The sequence below is a fragment of the Marinobacter xestospongiae genome, assembly GCF_023156385.1.
GTDB lineage: Bacteria > Pseudomonadota > Gammaproteobacteria > Pseudomonadales > Oleiphilaceae > Marinobacter > Marinobacter xestospongiae.
This window is the reverse complement of the sequence record NZ_JAKZAK010000038.1, coordinates 1-23,163: the sequence shown is the minus strand read 5'-3', so window position 1 is coordinate 23,163 and position 23,163 is coordinate 1. Positions and strand designations below refer to the sequence as shown.

Below are 23,163 nucleotides of genomic sequence, written 5' to 3'. Positions count from 1 at the left end.
CAGTATGTCAGAAGTAACGGTTAAACAACTGGCCGAAGATGTTGGCGCTCCCGTCGATCGTTTATTGCGCCAGATCGTCGAAGCCGGCCTCAAGGCCCGCTCTGAGAATGACTCGGTATCCAGCGAAGAGAAACAGCAGCTGTTGGCCTTCTTGCGAAAGAACCACGGCGAGTCGGACGCTGAACCCCGCAAGATCACCCTCAAGCGGAAAACCACGACCACCCTTAAAGCCGGTGGTTCCAGTGGCCGTGCGAAGACGGTCAATGTCGAGGTTCGCAAGCGTCGCACTTACGTCAAGCGAGCCGAGGTTCAGCCGGATGCGGATGCGCCTGACGTTGCCGAAGAGACGGTAGAAGCCGCAGCTCCGGTTGCTGAGGCTCCGCAGGCCGAGACGCCCGTCGCGACAGAAGCTGCCGAGGCGCCAGCCGCAGAGGCGCCGGCGCAAGAAGAGACTCAGCCGGAGCCGGAAGTGGAAGCGCCCGTTGAGGCTGCCGAGCCTGCGCCGGAGGAAGTTCCGGTTCCACCGCCTGTGGATGCCGATAACAAGGACCGCAAGGCGAAGAAGAAGAAGGAAAAAGAGCGCGGTCGCGACGACGCCGATGACGGCAAGCCGAAGAAAAAGTCGGCGGGTCATCGTGGTCCCCGTAACCGCCCGGCCGAGAAGCCGGTCATTTCTGTGGACGATGAAGATACGACGCTGCGCAAGCCAATGCGCGCGAAAAAGAAATCCAAAGAGAAGCGACACGGCTTCGAAAGGCCGACCAAGCCAATGGTAAGAGAAGTAGAAATCCCCGAAACCATCGCGGTGGGCGAACTGGCCCAGCGTATGGCCGTTAAAGCGGCGGACGTCATCAAGACCCTGATGGGTATGGGTGTCATGGCCACCATCAACCAGGCACTGGATCAGGAAACCGCCGTTCTGGTCACTGAAGAGCTGGGCCACAAGCCCAAGACAGTGAGCGAAGACGCGTTTGAAGAAGAAGTGCTGAGCGGCATCGAGTTTGAGGCGGGCGAGAAGTCCAAGCGCGCGCCGGTGGTAAGCGTGATGGGTCACGTTGACCATGGTAAGACCTCGCTGCTCGACTACATCCGTCGCACCAAGGTAGCTGCCGGTGAATCCGGTGGTATTACCCAGCACATCGGTGCGTACCACGTTGATACCGATCACGGCATGGTGTCCTTCCTGGATACCCCCGGCCACGCCGCGTTTACCGCCATGCGTGCTCGCGGTGCCCAGTGCACCGACATCGTTATCCTGGTGGTTGCGGCCGACGATGGCGTAATGCCGCAGACCAAGGAAGCGGTTCAACACGCCCGGTCCGCCGGCGTGCCGCTGGTCGTCGCTGTCAACAAGATGGACAAGGAAGAGGCTGATCCGGATCGCATCAAGAATGAGCTGTCCGCACTGGAAGTGATCCCGGAAGACTGGGGCGGCGATGTCCAGTTCGTGCCGGTCTCCGCACACACCGGTCAGGGCATTGAGGAACTGCTGGAGGCGGTTCTGCTGCAGGCCGAGATTCTGGAACTGGAAGCCTCCCCTGACGCACCGGCCAAAGGTGTAGTGGTGGAATCCAGTCTGGAGCGCGGCCGAGGTTCCGTCGCCACGGTACTGGTCCAGAACGGTACCCTGAAGCGTGGAGATATGGTCGTTGCCGGTGGCTTCTTCGGTAAAGTCCGGGCGATGATGGACGAGACCGGATCTCAGGTTCAGACTGCTGGCCCTTCCATCCCGGTTGAGATTCTGGGCCTGAATGGAACCCCCGATGCCGGTGATGAGTTCTTCGCGGTTGCGGATGAGCGCAAGGCGAAAGAACTGGCTGAGTTCCGTCAGACTCGCGAACGCGAGCAACGGCTGCAGCGCCAGCAGGCGGCCAAGCTGGAGAACATGTTCGAGAACATGGGCAAAGACGAGGTCAAGAATCTCAACGTGGTCCTCAAGACCGACGTCCGTGGTTCTCTGGAAGCCATCGTCAAGGCTCTGCAGGATCTGGGCAACGACGAGGTCCAGGTGAAGGTGGTGTCCTCTGGTGTGGGCGGTATCGCCGAGACCGACGTCAGTCTGGCGATGGCCACCGGTTCGGTAATCTTCGGCTTCAACGTTCGTGCCGATACCGCCGCCAAGCGGTTGGTGGAGCAGGAAGGTCTGGATCTGCGTTACTACAGCATCATCTATAACCTGATTGATGACGTGAAAGCCGCGTTGACAGGGATGCTGGCGCCGGAATTCCGGGAAGACATTGTTGGTATTGCCGAAGTTCGGGATACCTTCCGGTCGCCGAAGTTTGGCCAGGTGGCCGGCTGTATGGTGACCGAAGGCACGGTGTTCCGGAACAAGCCGATCCGGGTCCTGCGTGACAACGTGGTGATCTTTGAAGGTGAGCTGGAATCCCTGCGTCGCTTCAAAGACGATGTTCAGGAAGTCCGGAACGGTATGGAGTGTGGTATCGGGGTTAAGGGCTACGACGTGAAGGTCGGTGACCAGATCGAGGTGTTTGATCGGGTCAAGGTTGAGCGTAAGCTGGAATCCGCTGGTTAATACCGGCGTTCCCCGGACCAGGAGGCGCCCCGGCTGACGGGGCGCCGTGTTTTCTGCCGAGATAATCCGAAGGCGCGACATGCCAAGAGAATTCAGCCGAATCGATCGAATCGGCGACCAGATGCAGCGGGAACTCGCGCAGTTGATTCAGCGTGAGATCAAGGATCCCCGTGTGGGTATGGTGACCGTCAACGCGGTCAAGGTGAGCCGGGATTTGGGCTACGCTGATATCTACATTTCCCTGCTGACAACCGACGAATTGAATGCCGACTCGCCCGAGGTGAAAGAGTCTCTGGCGGTACTCAGCAAAGCTGCAGGCTTTCTGCGGGGACAGGTTGGCCGAGCCATGAAGCTGCGGGTGGTGCCCCAGCTGCGTTTCCACTTTGACAGCCTGCTTGGGCAGAGCCGCAGAATGGATGCGCTGATCCGTAAGGCGGTAGACGACAAGCCTGCGGTGGATCAGGGCGATGACTCGGAGTCACCAGAGGAGTCGGGTTCTTGAGTCGTCGACGCAAAGGTCGTGATGTTAACGGCATTCTGGTGATCGACAAGCCGCAGGGGGTCACCTCCAACGGTATCCTGCAGCAGGTCAAACGATTGTACGGTGCCGCCAAGGCCGGCCACACCGGTGCGCTGGACCCGCTAGCGACGGGGGTGCTGCCGCTGTGCTTTGGTGAGGCCACCAAGTTTTCCCAGCTGATGCTGGACAGTGACAAAGCTTACATCACCACCGCTCGTCTCGGCGTTCGTACCGAAACCGGCGACAGCGAAGGGGCGGTGGTCGATGAGCGTCCGGTGCCGGAAGGTCTGGACGAGGACGCCCTGGAGCCAGTACTGGCACATTTTCGCGGCGATATCCAACAGGTTCCCTCGATGTACTCGGCGCTCAAGCACAAAGGGCGGCCGTTGTACGAGTATGCTCGTGAGGGCATTGAGGTTGAGCGCCCACCCCGCCCGGTTACGATCTACCAACTGATTCTGCTGAATGTCCGCGCCAATGAAATCGATCTGGCGGTGAAGTGTACCAAGGGCACCTACATCCGCTCGCTGGTTGACGATATTGGTGAGGCGCTTGGCTGTGGTGCCCATGTTACCACCCTGCGTCGAACGCTGGCCGCCGGTTTTACTCTGGACCAGGTACATCGGGTGGACGATCTGGAGGCCATGCGGGAGCGGGGCGAAAGCCTGGATGGCCTGCTGGTCAAGCCCGATGCGGCATTGAGCATGTTCCCGGAGTTGACCCTGGAAGGGGCATCGCTGGTATCGATATTGAACGGCCAACCGGTTAGAATATCGGGCCATTCTATATCCGGTCCGGTGCGGTTGTATGGCGACCGCGGATTTGTCGGGCTGGGAGAAGGATTTGCCGAAGGCGACGGCTGCAAGATCGTTCCACGTCGTTTGGTAAAACACGGCTGACCTACCCCGAAACGGGTGGGGCCGTATTAGCCGGGCTGTAGAGATGCGCGGTTCGGCTGGACCTTTTATATGCATCGCAACCAATGAGGTGAGTTATGGCACTTTCTGCCAATGAGAAGGCACAGATCGTTAAGGACTTCCAGCAAGGTGAAGGCGATACCGGTTCTCCTGAAGTACAGGTAGCACTGCTGAGCGCCAACATCGATAAGCTGCAGGGCCATTTCAAGGCCAACAAGCAGGATCACCATTCCCGCCGTGGCCTGATTCGGATGGTTAACCAGCGTCGTAAGCTGCTGGACTACCTGAAGAACAAGAACGCTGATCGCTACCTTGAGCTGATCCAGCGTCTGGGTCTGCGTCGCTGATCCGTCTGGATTCGACGACTGTTGGTCAGGGCCTGTTGGTCCTGGCCTGCGCCCGGCGGCGTTGCCGTCGGGTGTGCTTCTCTCCAGTGATATTGTTGGCCGCCAGAGCCCTGGTGCAGGCAATACCGCTAACCGTGCCGCCTTCCGGTTCCACCGGTGATTTGTAAGGACTCCCTGTCACAATGGAAAGCCGCTATTGATAGCAGGTTGTTGAAAGGCCTGGCATAGCCGGGGTTTTGCAACAGCCTGTTAGCTTTCTGACAGGTGTCGCTTTCGTTCATCGCAACAGAGCCGTGACGCGGTAAGTGTAGTAAAACGTGGCCAATCGGCGGACTTTGATGCCGGATTGGCGATTACAAAGATGAGCTATCGAATTAAGGAGTTACCGTGAATCCGGTACAGAAAACATTTGAACTCGGCGGCAAGACCGTCACCCTCGAGACTGGACGCATTGCCCGTCAGGCCACTGGTGCAGTACTGGTAACCATCGACGATGTATCCGTTCTGGGTACGGTTGTTGGCGCCAAGGAGCCCAAGCCGGGCCAGGGTTTCTTCCCGCTGACCGTGAACTATCAGGAAAAGACCTACTCCGTTGGTAAGATTCCGGGAGGCTTCTTCAAGCGTGAAGGTCGTCCTTCCGAGAAGGAAACCCTGACTTCCCGCCTGATCGACCGTCCTATCCGTCCGCTGTTCCCTAATGGCTATATGAACGAGGTTCAGGTCGTTCTGACGGTTATGTCCGCCAACAAGACCCAGGACCCGGACATCGCTGCCATGCTGGCCGCCTCCGCTGCTCTGGCGATCTCCGGCATTCCCTTTGACGGTCCGATTGGTGCGGCCCGGGTTGGTTTTGAGAACGATCGCGGCTACTTCCTCAACCCGACTTTCCAGGAGCTGGAAACATCTCTGCTGGACATGGTTGTGGCAGGCACCGAAGATGCAGTGCTGATGGTTGAGTCCGAAGCCAAGGGGCTGACCGAGGACCAGATGCTGGGAGGCGTTCTGTTCGCCCACCAGGAAATGCAGGTGGCGATCCAGGCCATCAAGGACTTCGCCGCCGAAAACGGCAAGCCCCGTTGGGAGTGGACCCCGGAAGCCGAGAACACCCAGCTGCTTGAGGCTATCCGCAGCGAATTTGCCGCCGGCATCGACGAAGCCTACACCATCCGTGACAAGATGGACCGCTACGCCCGTCTGGGTGAGCTGAAGGCGGCTGCGGTCGAGAAGCTGGCCGGTGAAGAGGAAGGCCAACCGTCCGAAGACGAAGTGAAGAAGTACTTCGGCAAGGTTGAGAAGGCGACCGTTCGCCAGTCTGTCATCGACGGCAAGCCCCGTATCGACGGTCGTGACACCAAGACTGTGCGCCCGATCGAGGTGGAAGTCGGCGTACTGCCAAGCACCCACGGTTCCGCTCTGTTCACCCGCGGTGAAACCCAGGCCATCGTGACCACCACGCTGGGCACCGCCCGTGACACCCAGATCATCGACGCCCTGGAAGGTGAGCGTAAGGACCCGTTCCTGTTCCACTACAACTTCCCTCCCTACTCCGTAGGTGAGGCTGGCCGTATGGGCAGCCCGGGCCGTCGTGAGATTGGTCACGGTCGTCTCGCCAAGCGTGGTGTGGCTGCCGTAATGCCGACTCTGGAAGAGTTCCCGTACACCATTCGTGCGGTGTCTGAGATTACCGAGTCCAACGGTTCCAGCTCCATGGCTTCCGTCTGTGGCTCCAGCCTGGCACTGATGGACGCCGGTGTGCCGATCAAGGCGCCGGTGGCCGGTATTGCCATGGGCCTGGTCAAGGAGGGTGAAAAGTTCGCCGTTCTGACCGACATCCTGGGTGATGAAGATCACCTCGGCGACATGGACTTCAAGGTTGCCGGTACCGCTGAGGGTGTGACTGCCCTGCAGATGGATATCAAGATCAACGGCATCACCGACGAGATCATGGAAATCGCCCTGCAGCAGGCTTACGACGCACGTCAGCACATCCTTGGTGAAATGGCGAAAGTCATCTCTGTGCCGCGTACCGAGCTGTCCTCACGGGCGCCGAGCATCACCACCATCAAGATCCATCCGGACAAGATCCGTGACGTGATTGGTAAGGGTGGCTCCACCATCCGTGGAATCTGCGACGAAACCGGTGCCTCCATCGATCTGGACGACGACGGTAACGTCAAGATCTACGCGGAAGACCAGGCGTCTGCCCAGGCGGCGATGAAGCGGGTTCAGGAAATCACCGCCGAGATTGAAGTCGGCGCAATCTACAGTGGCCGCGTTGAGCGCATTGTGGACTTTGGTGCCTTCGTTAACATCCTGCCGGGTAAGGATGGTCTGGTGCATATCTCCCAGATCTCCGAGCGTCGCATTGAGAACGTGACCGACGAACTCAGCGAAGGCCAGGAAGTGCTGGTCAAGGTGCTGGATGTGGACAACCGTGGTCGCGTCAAGCTCTCCATGAAGGAAGTCAAAGAGGGCGAGCAGCCGACGGAATTCTGATTCCGGGGCTGACTGTCCTGTAAGCGAAAACCCGCCGTTCGGTCCGAACGGCGGGTTTTTTATGGCGGTGATTGCGCCAGGCCAGTTGCACAGCCCTGTGCTACGTATGGGGCCTTCCAACGAGGGCCAATAAAGATTAGGATTTGGTAACGCGGAGGTAAGGGAGTGCGGTCCGCTTTCCAGTCGGTTGGTTCTCCGATTCCCTCCGCTTATTTTTCGACGGCCTGAAACGGGACGCACGGATTCTCAAATTGGTATTTAGGGAAAAGAGGAACGCAATGAAATCAATTAGATTGGCCGCAGTGCTGATGCTGGTCGCGGCACTGTTCGCTGGCTGTACTTCGGTATCTCGCCAGCTCGGCAGCCTGACTGACAATAAATATGCAGAAGCCCGCAGTGGCACCGTTTGGGTCGTACCACCGCCTCAGTTGGAGCCGCCCGCTGGTGGCGATCGTACGGTGTACATCTCTTATCGTAATATCAGTGACAGCGATATTGAGTTGCTGAACCTGCTGAAGGAATCTGCCCGGGAGCAGGGTTGGTCGGTTGTGAACGATCCGTCGACTGCCAAGTATCGTCTGCGTGCCTCCACGCGTTATTTCGGCGAAGTGGAGCCTGAGTCCGGCGGTGCGATCGCGGCCGGCACCATGGGTGCCATCGCCGGTGCAGCAACCGGGATTGGCACCGGTATCGCTGTAGCAGCAGCGACCGACAGCAACCTGGCTGGCGCCGCTGCCGGTATTGGTGTCGGTGGCCTGGTTGGCGCTGGCCTGAGCAATGCCTCGCGTCCTCGCGAGTGGGCACTGATCATCGACGTGGTGCTGGAGGAATACCACTCCGAGCCGGTTGAGTTCACCATGGTTACGGGTTCTGCCAGCGGTACCCGTGATGTTGCGGGCACTCACAACGGTCGTATGGCCTCTGGCGGTGGCACCGCTCAGGGCAATGCGTCCGGCGCGACCGCAACACGAACCAGCAACTACTTCCCTCATGGTATCCGCCTGTCCGTCTGGGCGAACCAGATGAACATGAAGGAAGAAGAAGCGCTGCCGGAAATTGAGGAACGCACTCGTCGCGTCGTGACACAGATGCTGCCGATGTAATCTGAGCTTTCTGAAAGCCCGGTATCCAGAGATGGTGCCGGGTTTTTTTATACCTGAACCATTGTGAGTCGTGGCGGAACGTGGCTGACTCAAGGGCTTGGTTTTGATTGCAGGGAGATCAAGCCGTTACCGGGTGATCGGATGGGCATTAGTTGGGAAAAGGGAGGAGAGTGAACACGCCTCCAGCATGAGAATTCTGGAGGCGAGAGCTGGTAAAGTCGGCAGACTTTACTCGCCGTGAACCCGCAGCTCGTAGGTTCCGATAATGCCGAGAATGTTCTTGGCTTTCCAGTCCATGTGCGACACGGAAGAAATGTTACCGTCTTCTTTGGCGGCTTCGATGCTGCAATCGCCAATGGCGACCAGAGACAGGATGCTCTGACACTTGGCTACACCAGTCTTGGAGGCCGCAGTGTTAGAGGTCGCACCCGCCGGGAGCTCAACGTCAGTGTACAGTCCGCCAACCGGAAAAGAAGTCGCGCAACCAGACAGAGTGACAGTCGCAGCGATGGCTGCAGCGGCAAAAAACTTCTTCATGAAGATAATCCTTGTTTAGAATTGGTTCCAATTTAAGGCACAGGGCAGACCTGGCCAGGCCGTTCGTTTTCATCGTAAGAACGGCTTGGCAATCATAAGCCTTTTGTAAGAAATGTGAAGTCTGAGTGTCATCTAATCGGTTTTTATTCCGCTTCCAAGAACTCAATGACTTCTTCCCGATACTCCGGATATACAAACGTCGCTGCGTGTGGCGTGTCCGTCTGGAGAAACTGCTTCGGTTGCTGAGCCTTGGTGAAAAGCGTTGTGCCATGATGAAACGGCACGATGGCGTCGCGTGTACTGTGAATAATCAAAAGGGGGGTTGGGGCGACTGCGGCGATCAGGTCCTGGGCTTCATGATCGTCGGGAATGGTCCAGCTTAGCGGCACCTGGAGCGCCCAGGTGAGCCAGAAGCTGTCGAGTTTCTCCTGGGCGATGGTACGAAAGCCGGAGAACGCTGCGTCCAGCACTACGGCGTCCAGTGCCGGTCGTGCTTGGGTCTTTGTCCACTTGCCGGCCAATGCGGCCCCCAGAGCTCCTCCGAGGCTTTGACCAAGCAACATAATGGGGGAGCCTGAGGCATCCGGGTTGGCTGCCAGCCAGCGCAAACCGGTTTCAGCATCGTGCAGAGCGCCTTCCAGATCGGGGACGCCGGTCGAGCTACCGAAGCCCCGATAGTCGATCATGAAGACGTTGTAGCCGCGCTCAGGGAGCCAGGCTACGTTAAGTATATGGCTGCTTATATTCTGGGCGTTGCCATGTAGATAGTAGACCGTTCCTTTGGTCGTTCCATTGTTGCTGGGGAGCCACCAGCCGTGAAGGGTTTCACCGTCGGCGGTGTCGAGGTAAACATCTTCGTACGTCAGGTTCAGCCGATCAGGGGTCAGATAGACCGCTTGGTCAGGATAGAAAAACAGACCGCTGCATCCGGTAAGCAAGCTGCAACCACAAAGCAACAGCAGGGTCAGAGATAGATATGTAGGCCTAGCTTCCATAGGGACTGATACCGGTCAAAATGATGTTCGCGGGTCCACTCTGCGAACCCGCTGACTAGACGAGACCAATGCATTGTCGCTTTCAGGTAGGCCTGATCCTGACGATGCTGGCTGCTCACGATCCAGGCTTTAGAACGTATGCCCCCCAGTGCACTGAGCCGGTCTGACTGGTAGAGAACACCAAGATCAACGCCGGGGGCTATGTCGTACCCTCTGTTCAGGTCATCATCGAGTTCCAGGTCTGCAGTCGCAAGTGCAAATGCCTGGCCGTTCGGGCTGACCCTCACGCTGCCACCGGCGCCCCCTTCCAGATAAGGGGCCAGAACCCGATCAGTACCGGTATCACTTCGGCGAGCGCCAAATCCTACTTGCCAGGACAGGGGCGAAAAGAACTGATTCCGCGGGGACAGAGACCGAATCTCAACAGCCGTCAGCTTTTCTATCTGGAGCTCATTGTTATCCGTGTAGCGGCGGGCGTCGAGGCGAAAGAACTGCAGTTGGGCGCCCGCGCGATAGCCCGCTGGCGGGTCGAGCACATCATGGTAAGCCGAGCGGAGGGTGAGTTCATTAAAGTTGCGCTCGCCCCAGCGGCCTGCGGAAAGGCTGGCCCGAAAGGTATCGTGGCCCTGGTCGTCTCTCACTTCTGGTTCCGGCGGAGACGGGGGCGTGGAGGTCTGTGGCAGTTGGCTGCGGGCGAGCAGAAGACTGTGGGACAACGGCGCGACCTGCTCTCTGGGCCACTCCTCGGCTTCGCTCTGATAACGGACGTATTCATAGGTCGCGTCCAGCACGGCCGCCTGCTGGGCGGTGGATGGCAGTTTTCCGGCAATAGCCCCGGGCTTGATATCGTCGTTGGCGAGTTCAGCTGCCAGGGCCTGTTGATCTTCTGGCAACTCGTCCAATGCATAGCTGACGGCGGTGGCTGCCGATGGCCGGTAACCTACTTCTGAAATCAGTGATTTCTTGACCACCCATCTAACCGTATCGGAGGGGATGGCATGAGTGCTCACTTCATCGAGCAGGTTCGTGCCTGGTCTGGCAACATCAATCAGCGCAAGCAGGCGGTAGGCGCAGTTCTCATCAAAGAAGTAATAGTCAAAGTTGCGGTCTTTGATCTCCCACGCATGGGCCAGCATCTGCCTGACCTCTGCTGGGGTCAGGTTAAGTTGGTATTCCCACAGATCACGATGTTCAATGTCTGAGTAGAGCCGTATTTTCTCGTAATAGGGTTGAACGGTGGTGATACCGGGGTAACCACCAAAAATACCCTTGTAGGCAAACAGCAGCTCACTGTCATGTGCTGCTGCGTCCGCGGCGTAAGAGATGGTGTTTGCCAACAGCAGGTCAGTTGTTTCGTCATCGCTTGGTGGATCAAGCCTCAGGAAAGTGTGACCAAACATGGACGAGGGGCTGTTGAGGTAGGACGCGGCAAACACCAGGGTGACTGTCTGGGTGTTCAGCGTCTCGGTCCATTCCTCATAGGCGGGGCACTGCCTTGACTCTGGCGTGGCCAAATCCAGCTTGCTTCGAATCCATTGATCTCTGGCGGGAAAACGGCAGGCCGGATGGTCGTTCCCGCCTCCGGGTTGCTGGACCGCATTTATCGTGGCTCGAAGTTCCGCCTCCGGTGATGTCTTACCGTTTGGGCTCAGGAAAAAGTCGGAATCGTCCGCCTGGCTGGTGTAGCCGTCTGAGAAGGTGTTGGGGTGATAGTGTCCGAGATTAAGCCACTCCCGGGAACTGGCAAGTTCTTGCAGTTCTGATTGCGTTAGGGCCTGGGCGTTCAGGCTCGTTGCCGCTGCGGCGGCAAGCAGCAACTGGCGGAGCAGTAATGGCATGTAGGTAAGGTACTTGTGCGGTGGGAACGGAAAGTGCGCCATCCCTGGCGCACGTGCAATCCATTGTAATGAGCGGGTAAGCGCTTAGGCAGCGACGTACTTGCTCAGGCTTTCGTGTTGCTCCAGCAGAGCGACAATGGCGTCGACTGCCTGGCCGGAAGTGGTGTCGGCAGACGGGAAGATTGCTGCGAAGTTGTCCTTCATCAGGGCACGGAAAGACTCCCGGTCACCTTGCTCGACGCCCAACAGAACCGCCAGGGTCTCCAGGTTTTCGCCTTCACCGCGGGACATGTCGCGGGCAATTTTGTCAGCGTTGCTATCCATGTACAGAGCCATGGACTGAACGGACTCGTTGGTATCGCAGCCCAGAGTACCGGTAGTCATACCGAACGTTTGGTTGCCGAACGTGCCGTTGGTCGTTGCAGCGAGGATGTGTGCAGCCGGTCCGGACTGGCCTTTCCAGACCATCGCCCCCAGGCCACAGCCGGGCTGTGCGAACGTTACGGTGGAGGCACCCAGAAGCAATGCACCTGCGATCAGTTTTTTCATTATCCACTCCTTTCTGTGGTTTTTTGCTGTCGTCTTGTCGGTATGACTTCAAGCTTTGAAATCATTGGGTTAACGGTCTTGGCGAGTCATCCGTAAATGCAGCTGCAAGACCGACCGTCAGAGTATAGACCAGATGGCGTCATGTCGAACAGGCAACTAAAGGATACGGAACTTAAGCAAGACACCTTAAGTTTTTCGCCTGACCTTAGCCTCCCAGATACGCATTCCGCACATCCGGATTTTCCAGCAGGTTGGCGCCGGTGTCGTGGAGGCGGATGCGGCCGGTTTCCAGTACATAGCCGCGGTCTGCCAGGTTGAGCGCCTGGTGGGCGTTCTGCTCCACCAGAAACACGGTGATGCCTTCTTCCCGCAACTGGCCGATGATCTCGAAGATCTGTTTGATCACCAGCGGTGCGAGCCCCAGGGAGGGTTCGTCGAGGATGATCATCCGCGGCTTGCTCATCAGGGCCCGGCCGATGGCGAGCATCTGCTGCTCACCGCCGGACATGGTACCGGCCCGCTGGGCGCGCCGTTCCTTGAGGCGGGGGAACAGTTCATAGACGTGTTCCTGGCTCTTGCGGATTTCCTCTTTGGTATTGAAGAAGCCCCCCATATGCAGGTTCTCCTCCACCGTCAGGCTGGAAAAGATTCGCCGGCCTTCCGGAACGATGGCGATACCGGACCGCATGATGTTCGCGGTGGCCTCGCGGGTGATATCCCGACCTTCCAGGATCACCCGACCAGAGGTGGCCTGAGGCGTACCACAGACCGTCATCAGCAGAGTGGTCTTGCCGGCGCCATTGGCGCCGATCAGTGACACGATTTCGCCCTGGTTGACCTCGACTGAAACCCCGTGGAGAGCTTCAATCTTGCCGTAGTGGGTGTGGACATCTTCAAGCAACAGCATGGACATGGTTCAGGTCTCCCCCAGGTAGGCTTTGATGACGTCGTCGTTCTGGCGCACCTCTTCCGGGGTGCCGCTTGCCAGCGGACGTCCCTGGTTGATGACATTGATGCGATCGGAGATTTCCATCACCAGGCTCATGTCGTGCTCAATCAGTACCACCGAAACGTTGTAGTCCTCCTTCAGGCTGATGATCAGCTGGTTGAGGTCGCGGGTTTCCGCCGGGTTGAGGCCGGCGGCCGGCTCGTCGAGCATCAACAGCCGGGGCTCGGTGACCATGCAGCGGGCAATTTCCAGGCGCCGTTGCTGGCCATAGGCCAGGTTGCCAGCCTCGCGGTTGGCCAGCTCCAGCAGGCCGACCCGGTCCAGCCAGTAAGTGGCACGGTCCAACGCCTTCTGTTCCCGCTTCCGGTAATTGGGGGAGCCGAGAAGCCCGGCAATCAGGTTGGTGTTGAGGTGGCGGTGTTGCGCCACCAGCAGGTTCTCCACCACCGTCATCTTGTTGAATAGCCGAACGTGCTGGAAGGTTCGTACCAGCCCCAGCCGGGAGATCTTGTAGTCGGGTTTGCCGTGAATCGGCTGATCGTTGAACAGGATCTCGCCACCGGTCGGACGATAGAAGCCACTCATGCAGTTGAACACGGTGGTCTTGCCGGCCCCGTTGGGGCCGATGATGGAGACAATCTCATGCTCCTGAACGTCCAGCGACACCTGATCGACCGCAAGCAGGCCGCCAAAACGCATGGACAGGTTGCGTACTTCAAGCATGCCGCGTCACTCCTGCTTCTTGAGTTCGATGTGGATACGTCGCATTGGCAGCAGGCCCTGGGGCCGCCACACCATCATCAGCACCATGGCGGCGCCGAAGATCAGCATGCGGAATTCAGAGAACTCCCGTGCCAGTTCCGGCAGGATGACAACGGCGATGGCCGCGAGGATAACGCCGATCTGCGAGCCCATGCCTCCCAGCACCACAATTGCCAGAATAATGGCGGACTCCAGGAACACGAACGATTCCGGGCTGATGAAGCCCTGCTTGGACGCAAACACGGTACCGGCAAAGCCGGCAAAGAATGCGCCGATGGTGAAGGCCGAGAGCTTGACCGAGGTCCGGCTCAGACCCAGGGAGCGGGCCGCGATCTCATCCTCCCGCAGGGCTTCCCAGGAACGGCCCACCGGCATCTTGGTGAAGCGGCGGATCACCACCGCGGTGAAGACCGCCAGTACCAGGGCAATCAGGTACAGGAAGATGATCTTGTGCTCACTGCTGTAGGCGATGCCAAACACCTCGTGGAATGAGCTGTTGCCTTCTTCCTTGATACGGCGCCCGAACTCCATGCCGAACAGGGTGGGGTCGGGGATGCCGCCTATGCCATTGGGGCCGCCGGTCAGCCAGGTCATGTTGTTCAGCAGGATGCGGATGATCTCGCCGAAGCCGAGAGTCACGATGGCCAGGTAATCCCCCCGCAGCCTGAGCACCGGGAAGCCCAGTACCAGCCCGAACAACGCCGCCAGACAGGCACCCAGTGGCAAAGCGAGCCAAAAGGAGATGCCGAAATACTGGGACAGCAGGGCGAAGGTGTAGGCCCCGACGGCATAGAAGGCGACGTAACCCAGGTCCAGCAGACCTGCCAGGCCCACCACCACGTTCAGACCCAACGCCAGCATGACGTAGATCAGCACCAGGGTGGCCAGGTCCACCGAGCCCCGGGACACGAAGAACGGCCAGGCCAGGGCGGCCATGACCAGCAGCACCAGGGCAATGGTCTCGAAACGCTGGCGGCGGCCCTGTTCCATGGGCTCACGGTTGGCCAGGGGATTGAGGCGGGGAATTCGACCGAGCGAGGCCATGATGGTGTCCCGAAACAGCTGGAACAGAAACACCACGATTGCGGCCAGCGCAATGGACACCACCGTAACGGTGTCGGCGCCTTCGAGCACCACCTGGGTGCCTTCCGCCTCCAGGTTCAGGCCAAGAATCGGGTAGGCGATGATCAGGGTGATTATGGCGCAGAACAGCGCGTGCTTGAGGTTTTGAGCTGCCATCAGATCTTCTCCACCTCAGGTTTGCCGAGCAGGCCGGTGGGTTTGAACAGTAGGATCAGGATCAGCAGTCCGAACGACACCACGTCCTTATATTCGCCACTGAGGTAGCCGGAGGTCATGCTTTCTGACACTCCCAGGATCAGCCCGCCCAGCATCGCGCCGGGAATGCTGCCAATGCCCCCCAGTACGGCGGCGGTGAAGGCCTTGAGGCCGGCAATAAAGCCAAACAGTGGATCGATGGAGCCGTAGTACATCCCCAGCAGCAACCCGGCGACCGCAGCCAGTGCCGCACCAATGATGAAGGTGGCGGAGATGATGCGGTTGGTGTCGATGCCCAGCAGGTTGGCCATCCCCAGATCCTGGGAGACCGCCCGGCAGGCGCGTCCGGTGCGGGAACGGGAGATAAACAGCGAGAGGGCGGTCATGCAGATCAGGGTGGTGATAAAGATGGTGATCTGCATGTAGGAAATGGAGGTCTGGAAGGAGTCGGCAGGGCCGAAGGTGAAGCCGCCTTCAATCAGGGCCGGGAAGCCGATGTTGCGGGAGCCCTGGGCGAGATGAACGTAGTTCTGCAGGAAGATCGACATCCCGATGGCGGAGATCAGTGGAATCAGCCGGTGTCGTCCCCGGACCGGCCGGTAGGCCACCCGTTCGACGGCCCAGCCCATGGAGCTGGAAACCAACATGGCGCAGATCAGCGCCACAAGAAGAACCAGGGGCAACCAGGCGACGCCGAGACTGGCGAGGCCGGTAATGGTGATCAGCGCCGTGTAGGCGCCGATCATGTAGATCTCGCCGTGGGCGAAGTTAATCATTCCGATGATGCCGTAGACCATGGTGTAGCCAATCGCGATCAGGGCGTAGGCACTGCCAATGGTCAGTCCGTTTATCAACTGCTGGAAAAAGTACAGGAGATCTTGCATGTTTGTGGCGCTCCGACAACCAGGCCATGCATCCGGGCTGAGCGCGATCATTCAATCGGCAGTCCGGACCACGAGCCTAGAAAAACACCTCCTCTCCTAACTGGTGAGAAGGTGTTTTTGCTTTATTATTACCGTTTTTTAACGATTTCGGCTCAGTTTACCGGAGTTTTGCTGCCATCTGAATGCCATTCATACACCACGAACTCGAACGCTTTCATATCGCCCTTGTCGTCGTATTGAACGGTACCGATGGGGGTGTCGAAGCTGCCCTGGCGAAGGGCTGCTGCAACGTCAAACGGGTCAGTGGATTGGGCCTGTTCAATGCCATCGGCCACCAGCTGAACCGCGGTGTAGGAGGTCAGCACGAATGGGCCGGAGGGGTCTTCGCCCTTGTCTGCAAAGGCCTGTACCAGAGCCTGGTTTTCGGCTTTTTCGTCGAAGCTCGGCGGCAGGGTGACCAGCAGGCCTTCTGACGCTTCGCCGGCAATGGTGTTGATGTCCTTGTTGCCAACCCCTTCAGGGCCCATGAACGTGGCATCCAGGTCCGCCTGGCGCGCCTGACGCAGGATCAGCCCCAGTTCCGGGTGATAGCCACCGTAGTAGACGTAGTCCACATCAGCCTGCTTGAGCTTGGTAATGAGGGAAGAGAAGTCCTTGTCGCCAGCGGTGATGCCTTCGAACATCGCCACTTCCACGCCGGCCTCTTCCAGAGTGTCGCGCACGGCGCTGGCGATGCCTTCACCGTACTGCTGCTTGTCGTGGACCACGGCAACCCGTTCCGGATTGACGCCGGCGAGGTAGGCGCCCGCAACCGGCCCCTGCATGCTGTCCAGGCCGATGGTGCGGAACACCAGTTCGTAACCACGATCCGTGATGTCCGGGCTGGTGGATGCCGGGGTGATCATCAGGATGCCTTCGTCCTCATAGATGTCGGACGCCGGCTGGGTGGAGCTGGAGCACAGGTGCCCGACCACAAAGCGGACCCCGTCGTTGACCAGACGGTTGGCCACGGTCACCGCTTGCTTGGGATCGCAGACGTCGTCCACTTCCACGGCTTCGAGCTGTTCGCCCATCACGCCGCCGTTCTGGTTGATGCGTTCGATCGCCATGCGGGCGCCGGAGAACTGCATGTCACCGTATTGTGCAACCGGACCGGTCATCGGACCGGCGATACCCACCTTGATCTCAGCCGCAGCCTGGCCTGCTCCCAGCATGGCAACCGAGGCGCTGACGGCCGTTACAAGTTTCTTCACGGATGTATTCATTGGATCTGTCCTACCTTGGGTGAGGGAGTCCCTGATCAACTTCGGGTCGCGCCCTGGTGGCGAGTCGCCCTTAAGACCGGAGGCGGCCAGGCGTTGATCCGAGGTTCCCGAGGGTTATTCTTATGTTCTCAACGGTTTAAACAAACACCACGGCCCCGAAGTTGTCAAGCCGCAGGGCGACTGGTGAGGCCGTGGTGTGCGTTTGCTCAGAGGCATGAGCAAAAAGGTAGGCAAAACCTGTGCCGGGAGTGCCCGGCATCGGGTCAGGATGGCAGTTCTTCGTCTTCCTCTTCCTGACCATTGTCCGGGAAGACCACGGCGCGGAACTGCTCGTGTTCCTGCAGTTGGGAGAAGCTGGGGTCAACCGAGGCATCGTCGCGATACGCCTCGGAGATTTCCACGGCCTTGCTCAGGGTGTTGACCGCATCTTCCCAGCGGCCGATCTCGGCGTAGGCACAGGCCAGCTGGTAGTGGGCGTGGCCGTTGTCCGGGGCCAGCTTCAGGGCTCGCAGGCAGAGGCTGATGGCCCACAGCGGCTCCTGCAGTTCCAGCACCGCATCGGCCTTGTAACTGAGGGCTTCCACATCGTCCGGGCGCAGGTCCAGGATCTGGTCGTACACCGAAATCTTGTTCTGATGGGAGGTCTCCTGGCTGGCTTTAAGCCAGAGCGAATGCACCTCGTTGGTGCGTTCGATCTCTTCCTGGTTCTGCTGAATGATGTCGGATTTCTGCTGCAGCTGTTCCTCAATGTCCTTCAGGCGCTTCTCGTACTCGATAACCAGCTCGTTGACCCGCTTTTCCGCCAGGCTGGTGAGCTGGGATCGCATGTCCCGGATCGAGTTCCAGCCGATCACAACGAGGATGGACGTGGCACCGGCGATCAGATAGAAGAAGTAGGTGACGGTGTCTGTGGCGTAGGACATCGTTTTGTCCGCTACCGTCAGTTCCTTGTCGACCACCTTCTCGATAAGTTCCGCGCGGGTATTGAGTAATTCGTTCCGCAGGTTCTTGACCTCATCCAGCAGGTAGCGCTCCACAAACGGGTTGTAGAGCGGTTCTGTCAGGGTGTCTACCCGTTGCTTGACGTCTTCGGCATCGGCTGATGTCGGTGGTTGCTCCTCGCTCTGTGCCTGGGCGGTTGAAGCCAGCAACAGGGCCAGGGAAACCTGGAGCAGGATGAACAGGGTGCGGGGCAGGCTGGTGCCTGGTTGGTCAGGGTTCTGGTACATCATGAGTATTGTTGTGTCCGATGCCGATCAGGTGAAACATTCGGGCCGCGCCGTTGGCGGCGTCCACGCATGGCCGTTGAGACCTTATCCATGGCGTTGAGACCTTATCATAGTGGCTGGCTGAAAAAATGCTGTCAGGATTTGTGCGATGGCGGCGGAGGTCCCCATCTCGGTATCTCCACACTTGCATTGCGGGCGGTATCGGAATCTAATAGTTAGAGCTGTAAATAATTGGAGTCCACCGGTAACTGCGAGGAGATGAGGTCGTCGTGTCTGCCCACAAGGCTTTTTACTCGGATACCGCCAATGCCTATAATTCCCGCCCTTTTGATGTGGCGGAGTGGGGGAGTGCCGTGAATAACTACGAACAGGTTTTGGTGGCGCTCCGGCGCGTGATTCGCGCGACTGATCTGCATTCCAAACGGTTGAGCAAACACGCTGGCCTGACCGGGCCGCAGCTGCTGATCATGCGTACGATCCGGGATCTGGGGGAGGTGACCATCGGTACCATCGCCGAGCAGGTCAGCCTGAGTCAGGCTACCGTAACCACCATTCTGGATCGACTGGAACACCGGCAACTGGTTTACCGGGTTCGCAGCACCCGCGACAAGCGCAAGGTGCACGCTCACCTCACCGAGGAAGGGGCGGCGATCCTGGCACGGGCTCCCCAGCCGCTGCAGGAGGAGTTCATTGAGAAATTCCAGAGCCTGCAGGAATGGGAGCAAACCATGATCATCTCGTCCCTGCAGCGGGTGGCGAACATGATGGACGCCGACCATATCGATGCCTCGCCGGTGCTCGATGTGGGGCCGGTCCTGCGGGAAGACGGCTGGAAGGAAGGCGGCAAGAAATAGTCCGGCGGATGGCCAAATCGTAGAAAAGGGACGGGCAACTACCCGCCCCTTTTTCGTTGGGTCAGTGAACGCTGGCTTTCTTTTTCGGCTTGTCCTCAAAGCAGATCTGGAACACGTCGCCAAAGTGCTGGGCGAAGTGCACTTCCAGCCCTTCCTTCAAGTAATCCGGCAATTCCTCGTAGTCACCGCGATTGGCGTCCGGCAGGATCAGGGTGGTGATCTTCTGGCGTCGTGCCGCAATCACTTTTTCCCGGATGCCGCCGACGGGCAGCACCTGGCCGGTCAGGGTCAGTTCTCCGGTCATTGCCACGTTCTGGCGGGGCGCCTCGTTGCGGGCAATCGACAATAGTGCTGTGGCAATGGTGATGCCGGCACTGGGGCCGTCCTTGGGTGTCGCCCCGGCCGGCACGTGCAGGTGCACCTGGGACTTGTCGAAGAAGGCGGTGTCGCCCTTGTAGCGCTTCAGGTTCGACGAAATGTAGCTGTAGGCGATGTCTGCAGACTCCTTCATTACATCGCCCAACTGCCCGGTGAGCTTGAAGCCGCGGTGGCTGGTGTGGATGCGGGATGCCTCAATGCTCAGGGTGGCGCCTCCCATGGCGGTCCAGGCCAGGCCGGTGACCACCCCCACGCCCTTGAGCGCCCGCTCCTTCTTGAACGGCGGCTGGCCCAGGTATTCGGCCAGGTCCGCCACGCCGACCTTGATCGGCGTCTCCGGGTCCTCCAGCAGTCGGACAATGCCTTTGCGCAGAATCTTGTGGATCAGCTTTTCCAGATTACGCACCCCCGCTTCACGGGCATAGCCTTCAATCACCTGTTTCAGCGCCGCATCGGTGATGTTGAGCTGCTTTTTCATCAGTCCGGCCCGCTTCAGCAGCCGTGGCAGCAGGTAGTGCTTGGCAATGGCCTGCTTCTCCTCGGCGATGTAGCCGGAGAGACGGATCACATCCATGCGGTCCAGCAGGGGCTGGGGAATGGAGTCGAGCTGGTTGGCGGTACAGATGAACAGGACCTTGGAGAGGTCCATGCGGACGTCCAGGTAATGGTCGAGAAACTCCCGGTTCTGCTCCGGGTCGAGGGTTTCCAGCAGGGCTGAGGCCGGGTCGCCCTGGAACGACGCGCCAATCTTGTCGATTTCGTCCAGCATGATCACCGGGTTGGCCACCTTGGCGTCCTTCAGCGCCTGGACGAACTTGCCGGGCATGGCGCCGATGTAGGTGCGGCGGTGGCCCTTGATCTCGGCCTCATCACGCATGCCGCCGACGCTGAAGCGATAGAACTCCCGCCCCAGGGCATCCGCGACCGAACGCCCGATGGAGGTCTTGCCGACCCCAGGCGGGCCTACCAGCAGCAGGATTGAGCCGGATACCTCGCCCTTGAAGGTGCCTTCGGCGAGGAACTCCACGATGCGGTCCTTGACGTCGTCGAGGCCATCGTGGTCCCGATCAAGGATGCGGCGGGCTTCGGCCAGGTCAAAGTGGTCCTGCGATGTGCGGCCCCAGGGTACCTGGGTCAGCCAGTCGAGGTAATTGCGGGTGACACCGTACTCCGGTGAGCCCTGCTCCAGCATCTGGAGTTTCTGGATCTCGTCGGTGAAGCGCTCGCGAACATGCTCGGGCGGCGTGAGTTCGGCCATGCGCTGCTCGAAGCGTTCGACGTCGGCGGTCTTGTCATCCTTGGCGATACCCAGCTCACGCTGGATCACCTTCAACTGTTCCTTGAGGAAGAACTCGCGCTGGTGCTTCTGCACCTTATCGTTGACCTCCTCGCTGATCTCCGCCTGCAGTCGTGCGACCTCCAGCTCCTTGCCCATCAGCAGCAGCACTTTCTCCATCCGCTTGAGCAGTGGCACGGTGTCGAGCACGTCCTGGAGTTCTGGCCCCGGCGCGCTGGTCATGGAGGCGCCGAAATCCACCAGGGGCGAGCTGTCCTCCGGGCCAAAGCGGGACAGGTACTGTTTGATGTCCTCACCATACAGCGGGTTGGTGCGTAGCAGTTCCTTGATCGCGGAGATGATAGCCAGGGTGTACGCCTTGAGCTCGTCGGGCTCTTCTTCCGGCGCCTCGGGATATTCCACCTCCACCAGGTAGGGCGGTTTGCGCCGCAGCCACTGCACGATGCGAAAGCGCTGCAGACCCTGGGCAATGAACTGGACCTTGCCGTCGTTGCGTTGGGGGTGGTGGACCCGTACGGCGCAGCCCATCACCTCCAATTCCTCGCTGGCGGGAATGGCGTTGTCCGGGTCCGGATTGTTGACGTAACAGATGCCCACCACCTGGTGGTCGGTTTCCCCGACCCGTTTCAGGGTGTCGTCCCAGGGGTCTTTATTGACCATCACTGGCTGTACCTGGGCGGGGAAGAACGGCCGGTTCGCCACCGGCAGAACATACATGCGCCGGGGCATCAGTTGCTGGGGCAGGGCGAGTCCCTTGCTGTGTTCGTCTTTGCCTATGTACTCGGTTACATCCTCAATGGCGTCACTGCTGTTGTCGTTGCTCATCAGGGTCAACTTCTGTCCGGTGAGTGATTGGGCCGAGAACCGTCGGTCCGTTCTTTTTTGCTATGTAACGTCGGCCCCCGGTTTTTCAAGGGCGTGGCGTTGTTAAGCGATATTGCTGGCTCCCTTGAATTTCCCCGTCGCAGCCATCACCTTTGAGCTATCTCAGCAATCATGCCGGCCTGTTCGCCGGCGAACCCGTTAACCGATAGCCAACAGTCAGGTGCCCAGCATGAGTGAATCGCCCCACGTATTTGATGCCACCATGGAGAACTTTCAGGAGTCGGTCATGGAGGCATCGGCGCAAACGCCGATACTGATCGACGTCTGGGCGGACTGGTGTGCCCCCTGCAAGCAGTTGATGCCATTGCTGGAAAAACTGGCCAATGAGTACCAGGGGCAGTTCCGGCTGGCGAAGGTGAATGCCGATGAACAGCAGCAACTGACCGCCAGCCTCGGTGTTCGCAGCCTGCCCACGGTGATCCTGGTAAAGGATGGCCAGGCGGTGGACGGCTTCAATGGTGCCTTACCGGAAAGCGAGATCCGCCAGGTGCTGGACAAGCACGTGGAGGCACCGGCGGAGGACCCCTACGAGACCGCACACCAGCGTTGGCAGGACGGCGACGTTGAAGGCGCGCTGGCGATCCTGACAGAGCTGAACCAGAACGATCCCGACGACCTCAAGGTGCTGATCGATATTGCCCAGCTGAAGGCCGAACTTGGGGATGTGGATACCGCAGAGCAGGTGCTGGATAGCCTGCCACCGGAAGAGAAACTGCAGACCCAGGCCAAGCAGTTGGCGGCACGCATCAAGTTTATCCGCCAGGCCGGTGAGCTGCCGCCGGTGGCGGAACTGGAGCAGACTCTGGCCGCTCATCCGGACGATCCGGCGGCACTGCATCAGCGGGCATTGCAGCATGTGCTGAAAGAGGAGAATGCCGACGCAATGGCGCTGCTGATTCGGTTGATGCAGGTCGACAGCGATTACCGCGACGGCATTGCCAAGACGACCCTGATTGAACTGTTCGACAAGCTCGGCAGTGGTGATCCGGATGTGCGTACCTACCGAAGAAAACTCTACACCCTGATGCACTGAGTCTGAATAGGGGCGGTCAGTTGCAGGCTCGCCTGCTCTTACCCGCCCCGGCTCCCTAACGATCATGAAACTGCCGCCCCAGCCGGACCATTGCGAACTCTGCCTGCGACCGATCGCCAGGCTGACGCGTCATCACCTGATTCCCAAGCGGCTTCACCGCAAGAAACGCTTCCAGAAACTGTTCTCTCGTGAAGAGCTGATCAGCCGTACCCTGTGGGTCTGCCGGCCGTGTCACAACGCCATCCATCAGGTCTGCAGCGAGCATGAGCTGGGGCAGTACTACAACACCCGGGAGCGGTTGATGACACTCGACCCGCTGGTGGATTTTGTCGACTGGCTGCGGGAGAAACCGCCGGAGTTTGTGCCCAAGCGGCGGCCCCGACGCTGACAAAAGCCAACGATCGGGCACAAAAAAACCGACCCCTCGGGGTCGGCTCAGACTGCTGACAAACCCTCGCCATGGCAGCGGGGGTTTGTTGTAATTGGGGTCAGCGACTTTCCAGAGGCTGCC

At 59.3% G+C, this 23,163-nt stretch carries 20 protein-coding genes; 9 read left to right on the top strand and 11 right to left on the bottom strand.

What is annotated here, in order from left to right; all coding sequences use genetic code 11:
* Positions 1 to 4: 4 nt before the first annotated feature.
* The 6 genes from infB (at position 5) to traT (ending at position 7,919) form a co-directional block, all read left to right on the top strand.
* A complete protein-coding gene (infB, locus tag MLD24_RS20680; protein ID WP_248169131.1) occupies positions 5 to 2,536 on the top strand; it encodes a translation initiation factor IF-2 in 2,532 nt (843 codons plus the stop codon).
* A gap of 79 nt (positions 2,537 to 2,615) precedes the next feature.
* On the top strand, positions 2,616 to 3,038 hold the full coding sequence (gene rbfA, locus MLD24_RS20675; protein ID WP_227173989.1) for a 30S ribosome-binding factor RbfA: 423 nt from the start codon (positions 2,616 to 2,618) through the stop codon (positions 3,036 to 3,038).
* Positions 3,035 to 3,955, top strand: coding sequence for a tRNA pseudouridine(55) synthase TruB (gene truB, locus MLD24_RS20670; protein WP_248169129.1), 921 nt, complete (start codon positions 3,035 to 3,037; stop codon positions 3,953 to 3,955). Before rbfA ends, truB begins: the two co-directional genes overlap by 4 nt.
* A 95-nt stretch (positions 3,956 to 4,050) precedes the next feature.
* On the top strand, positions 4,051 to 4,320 hold the full coding sequence (gene rpsO / locus MLD24_RS20665) for a 30S ribosomal protein S15 (protein WP_227173991.1): 270 nt from the start codon (positions 4,051 to 4,053) through the stop codon (positions 4,318 to 4,320).
* Positions 4,321 to 4,707: 387 nt separating this feature from the next.
* Positions 4,708 to 6,816 (top strand): polyribonucleotide nucleotidyltransferase, encoded by a 2,109-nt coding sequence (pnp, locus tag MLD24_RS20660; RefSeq protein WP_248169127.1) that lies wholly within the window; start codon positions 4,708 to 4,710, stop codon positions 6,814 to 6,816.
* Between the two features lie 278 nt (positions 6,817 to 7,094).
* On the top strand, positions 7,095 to 7,919 hold the full coding sequence (gene traT, locus MLD24_RS20655) for a complement resistance protein TraT (protein WP_227173993.1): 825 nt from the start codon (positions 7,095 to 7,097) through the stop codon (positions 7,917 to 7,919).
* Between the two features lie 228 nt (positions 7,920 to 8,147).
* On the opposite strand, the gene MLD24_RS20650 is transcribed toward traT, so the two are convergent.
* From MLD24_RS20650 to MLD24_RS20605, 10 genes are all read right to left on the bottom strand, one after another.
* Positions 8,148 to 8,456, bottom strand: a complete 309-nt coding sequence (locus MLD24_RS20650) for a TRL-like family protein (RefSeq protein ID WP_227173994.1) — start codon at positions 8,454 to 8,456, stop codon at positions 8,148 to 8,150.
* Between the two features lie 143 nt (positions 8,457 to 8,599).
* Positions 8,600 to 9,451, bottom strand: a complete 852-nt coding sequence (locus tag MLD24_RS20645) for an alpha/beta hydrolase (protein ID WP_248169125.1) — start codon at positions 9,449 to 9,451, stop codon at positions 8,600 to 8,602.
* Positions 9,421 to 11,331 (bottom strand): Lnb N-terminal periplasmic domain-containing protein, encoded by a 1,911-nt coding sequence (locus MLD24_RS20640; protein WP_248169123.1) that lies wholly within the window; start codon positions 11,329 to 11,331, stop codon positions 9,421 to 9,423. The genes MLD24_RS20645 and MLD24_RS20640 overlap by 31 nt, the downstream gene beginning before the upstream one ends.
* Positions 11,332 to 11,373: 42 nt before the next feature.
* Entirely contained in the window at positions 11,374 to 11,838 is a 465-nt protein-coding gene (locus MLD24_RS20635; protein ID WP_227173997.1) for a DUF3015 domain-containing protein, read from the bottom strand.
* 205 nt (positions 11,839 to 12,043) lie between these two features.
* Positions 12,044 to 12,745 (bottom strand): ABC transporter ATP-binding protein, encoded by a 702-nt coding sequence (locus MLD24_RS20630; RefSeq protein WP_227176039.1) that lies wholly within the window; start codon positions 12,743 to 12,745, stop codon positions 12,044 to 12,046.
* Positions 12,746 to 12,754: 9 nt separating this feature from the next.
* Complete coding sequence (gene livG / locus MLD24_RS20625) at positions 12,755 to 13,510, bottom strand: high-affinity branched-chain amino acid ABC transporter ATP-binding protein LivG (RefSeq protein WP_227173998.1); 756 nt, start codon at positions 13,508 to 13,510, stop codon at positions 12,755 to 12,757.
* Positions 13,511 to 13,516: 6 nt separating this feature from the next.
* Positions 13,517 to 14,788 carry a high-affinity branched-chain amino acid ABC transporter permease LivM gene (locus MLD24_RS20620; RefSeq protein WP_227173999.1) on the bottom strand — a complete coding sequence of 424 codons (1,272 nt, stop codon included), beginning with the start codon at positions 14,786 to 14,788 and terminating at the stop codon, positions 13,517 to 13,519.
* On the bottom strand, positions 14,788 to 15,711 hold the full coding sequence (livH, locus tag MLD24_RS20615; protein WP_227174000.1) for a high-affinity branched-chain amino acid ABC transporter permease LivH: 924 nt from the start codon (positions 15,709 to 15,711) through the stop codon (positions 14,788 to 14,790). Before livH ends, MLD24_RS20620 begins: the two co-directional genes overlap by 1 nt.
* Positions 15,712 to 15,863: 152 nt before the next feature.
* Positions 15,864 to 16,976 carry a branched-chain amino acid ABC transporter substrate-binding protein gene (locus tag MLD24_RS20610; protein WP_227174001.1) on the bottom strand — a complete coding sequence of 371 codons (1,113 nt, stop codon included), beginning with the start codon at positions 16,974 to 16,976 and terminating at the stop codon, positions 15,864 to 15,866.
* Positions 16,977 to 17,239: 263 nt separating this feature from the next.
* Positions 17,240 to 18,208, bottom strand: coding sequence for a TPR end-of-group domain-containing protein (locus tag MLD24_RS20605; RefSeq protein WP_227174002.1), 969 nt, complete (start codon positions 18,206 to 18,208; stop codon positions 17,240 to 17,242).
* A gap of 350 nt (positions 18,209 to 18,558) precedes the next feature.
* Here MLD24_RS20605 and MLD24_RS20600 point away from each other — a divergent pair, with 350 nt between their 5' ends.
* Positions 18,559 to 19,059 carry a MarR family winged helix-turn-helix transcriptional regulator gene (locus tag MLD24_RS20600; RefSeq protein ID WP_227176040.1) on the top strand — a complete coding sequence of 167 codons (501 nt, stop codon included), beginning with the start codon at positions 18,559 to 18,561 and terminating at the stop codon, positions 19,057 to 19,059.
* A gap of 61 nt (positions 19,060 to 19,120) precedes the next feature.
* Here the strand turns inward: MLD24_RS20600 and lon are convergent, their stop codons facing one another.
* Positions 19,121 to 21,559 carry an endopeptidase La gene (lon, locus tag MLD24_RS20595; protein WP_227174003.1) on the bottom strand — a complete coding sequence of 813 codons (2,439 nt, stop codon included), beginning with the start codon at positions 21,557 to 21,559 and terminating at the stop codon, positions 19,121 to 19,123.
* A gap of 229 nt (positions 21,560 to 21,788) precedes the next feature.
* On the opposite strand from lon, the gene trxA reads away from it, so the two are divergent.
* Together trxA and MLD24_RS20585 are read left to right on the top strand one after the other, a co-directional pair.
* Complete coding sequence (gene trxA, locus MLD24_RS20590; protein WP_248169121.1) at positions 21,789 to 22,652, top strand: thioredoxin; 864 nt, start codon at positions 21,789 to 21,791, stop codon at positions 22,650 to 22,652.
* 64 nt (positions 22,653 to 22,716) lie between these two features.
* Positions 22,717 to 23,040 carry a hypothetical protein gene (locus tag MLD24_RS20585; RefSeq protein ID WP_248169119.1) on the top strand — a complete coding sequence of 108 codons (324 nt, stop codon included), beginning with the start codon at positions 22,717 to 22,719 and terminating at the stop codon, positions 23,038 to 23,040.
* Positions 23,041 to 23,163 lie beyond the last annotated feature (123 nt).

What these genes read in the sequence shown, in the direction of transcription:
- infB (WP_248169131.1), top strand. Translation starts at nt 5, where the DNA reads ATGTCAGAAGTAACGGTTAAACAACTGGCCGAAGATGTTGGCGCTCCC.
- rbfA (WP_227173989.1), top strand. Translation starts at nt 2,616, where the DNA reads ATGCCAAGAGAATTCAGCCGAATCGATCGAATCGGCGACCAGATGCAG.
- rpsO (WP_227173991.1), top strand. Translation starts at nt 4,051, where the DNA reads ATGGCACTTTCTGCCAATGAGAAGGCACAGATCGTTAAGGACTTCCAG.
- traT (WP_227173993.1), top strand. Translation starts at nt 7,095, where the DNA reads ATGAAATCAATTAGATTGGCCGCAGTGCTGATGCTGGTCGCGGCACTG.
- MLD24_RS20650 (WP_227173994.1), bottom strand. Translation starts at nt 8,456, where the DNA reads ATGAAGAAGTTTTTTGCCGCTGCAGCCATCGCTGCGACTGTCACTCTG.
- MLD24_RS20645 (WP_248169125.1), bottom strand. Translation starts at nt 9,451, where the DNA reads ATGGAAGCTAGGCCTACATATCTATCTCTGACCCTGCTGTTGCTTTGT.
- MLD24_RS20640 (WP_248169123.1), bottom strand. Translation starts at nt 11,331, where the DNA reads ATGGCGCACTTTCCGTTCCCACCGCACAAGTACCTTACCTACATGCCA.
- MLD24_RS20635 (WP_227173997.1), bottom strand. Translation starts at nt 11,838, where the DNA reads ATGAAAAAACTGATCGCAGGTGCATTGCTTCTGGGTGCCTCCACCGTA.
- MLD24_RS20630 (WP_227176039.1), bottom strand. Translation starts at nt 12,745, where the DNA reads ATGCTGTTGCTTGAAGATGTCCACACCCACTACGGCAAGATTGAAGCT.
- livG (WP_227173998.1), bottom strand. Translation starts at nt 13,510, where the DNA reads ATGCTTGAAGTACGCAACCTGTCCATGCGTTTTGGCGGCCTGCTTGCG.
- MLD24_RS20620 (WP_227173999.1), bottom strand. Translation starts at nt 14,788, where the DNA reads ATGGCAGCTCAAAACCTCAAGCACGCGCTGTTCTGCGCCATAATCACC.
- livH (WP_227174000.1), bottom strand. Translation starts at nt 15,711, where the DNA reads ATGCAAGATCTCCTGTACTTTTTCCAGCAGTTGATAAACGGACTGACC.
- MLD24_RS20610 (WP_227174001.1), bottom strand. Translation starts at nt 16,976, where the DNA reads ATGAATACATCCGTGAAGAAACTTGTAACGGCCGTCAGCGCCTCGGTT.
- MLD24_RS20605 (WP_227174002.1), bottom strand. Translation starts at nt 18,208, where the DNA reads ATGATGTACCAGAACCCTGACCAACCAGGCACCAGCCTGCCCCGCACC.
- lon (WP_227174003.1), bottom strand. Translation starts at nt 21,559, where the DNA reads ATGAGCAACGACAACAGCAGTGACGCCATTGAGGATGTAACCGAGTAC.
- trxA (WP_248169121.1), top strand. Translation starts at nt 21,789, where the DNA reads ATGAGTGAATCGCCCCACGTATTTGATGCCACCATGGAGAACTTTCAG.
- MLD24_RS20585 (WP_248169119.1), top strand. Translation starts at nt 22,717, where the DNA reads ATGAAACTGCCGCCCCAGCCGGACCATTGCGAACTCTGCCTGCGACCG.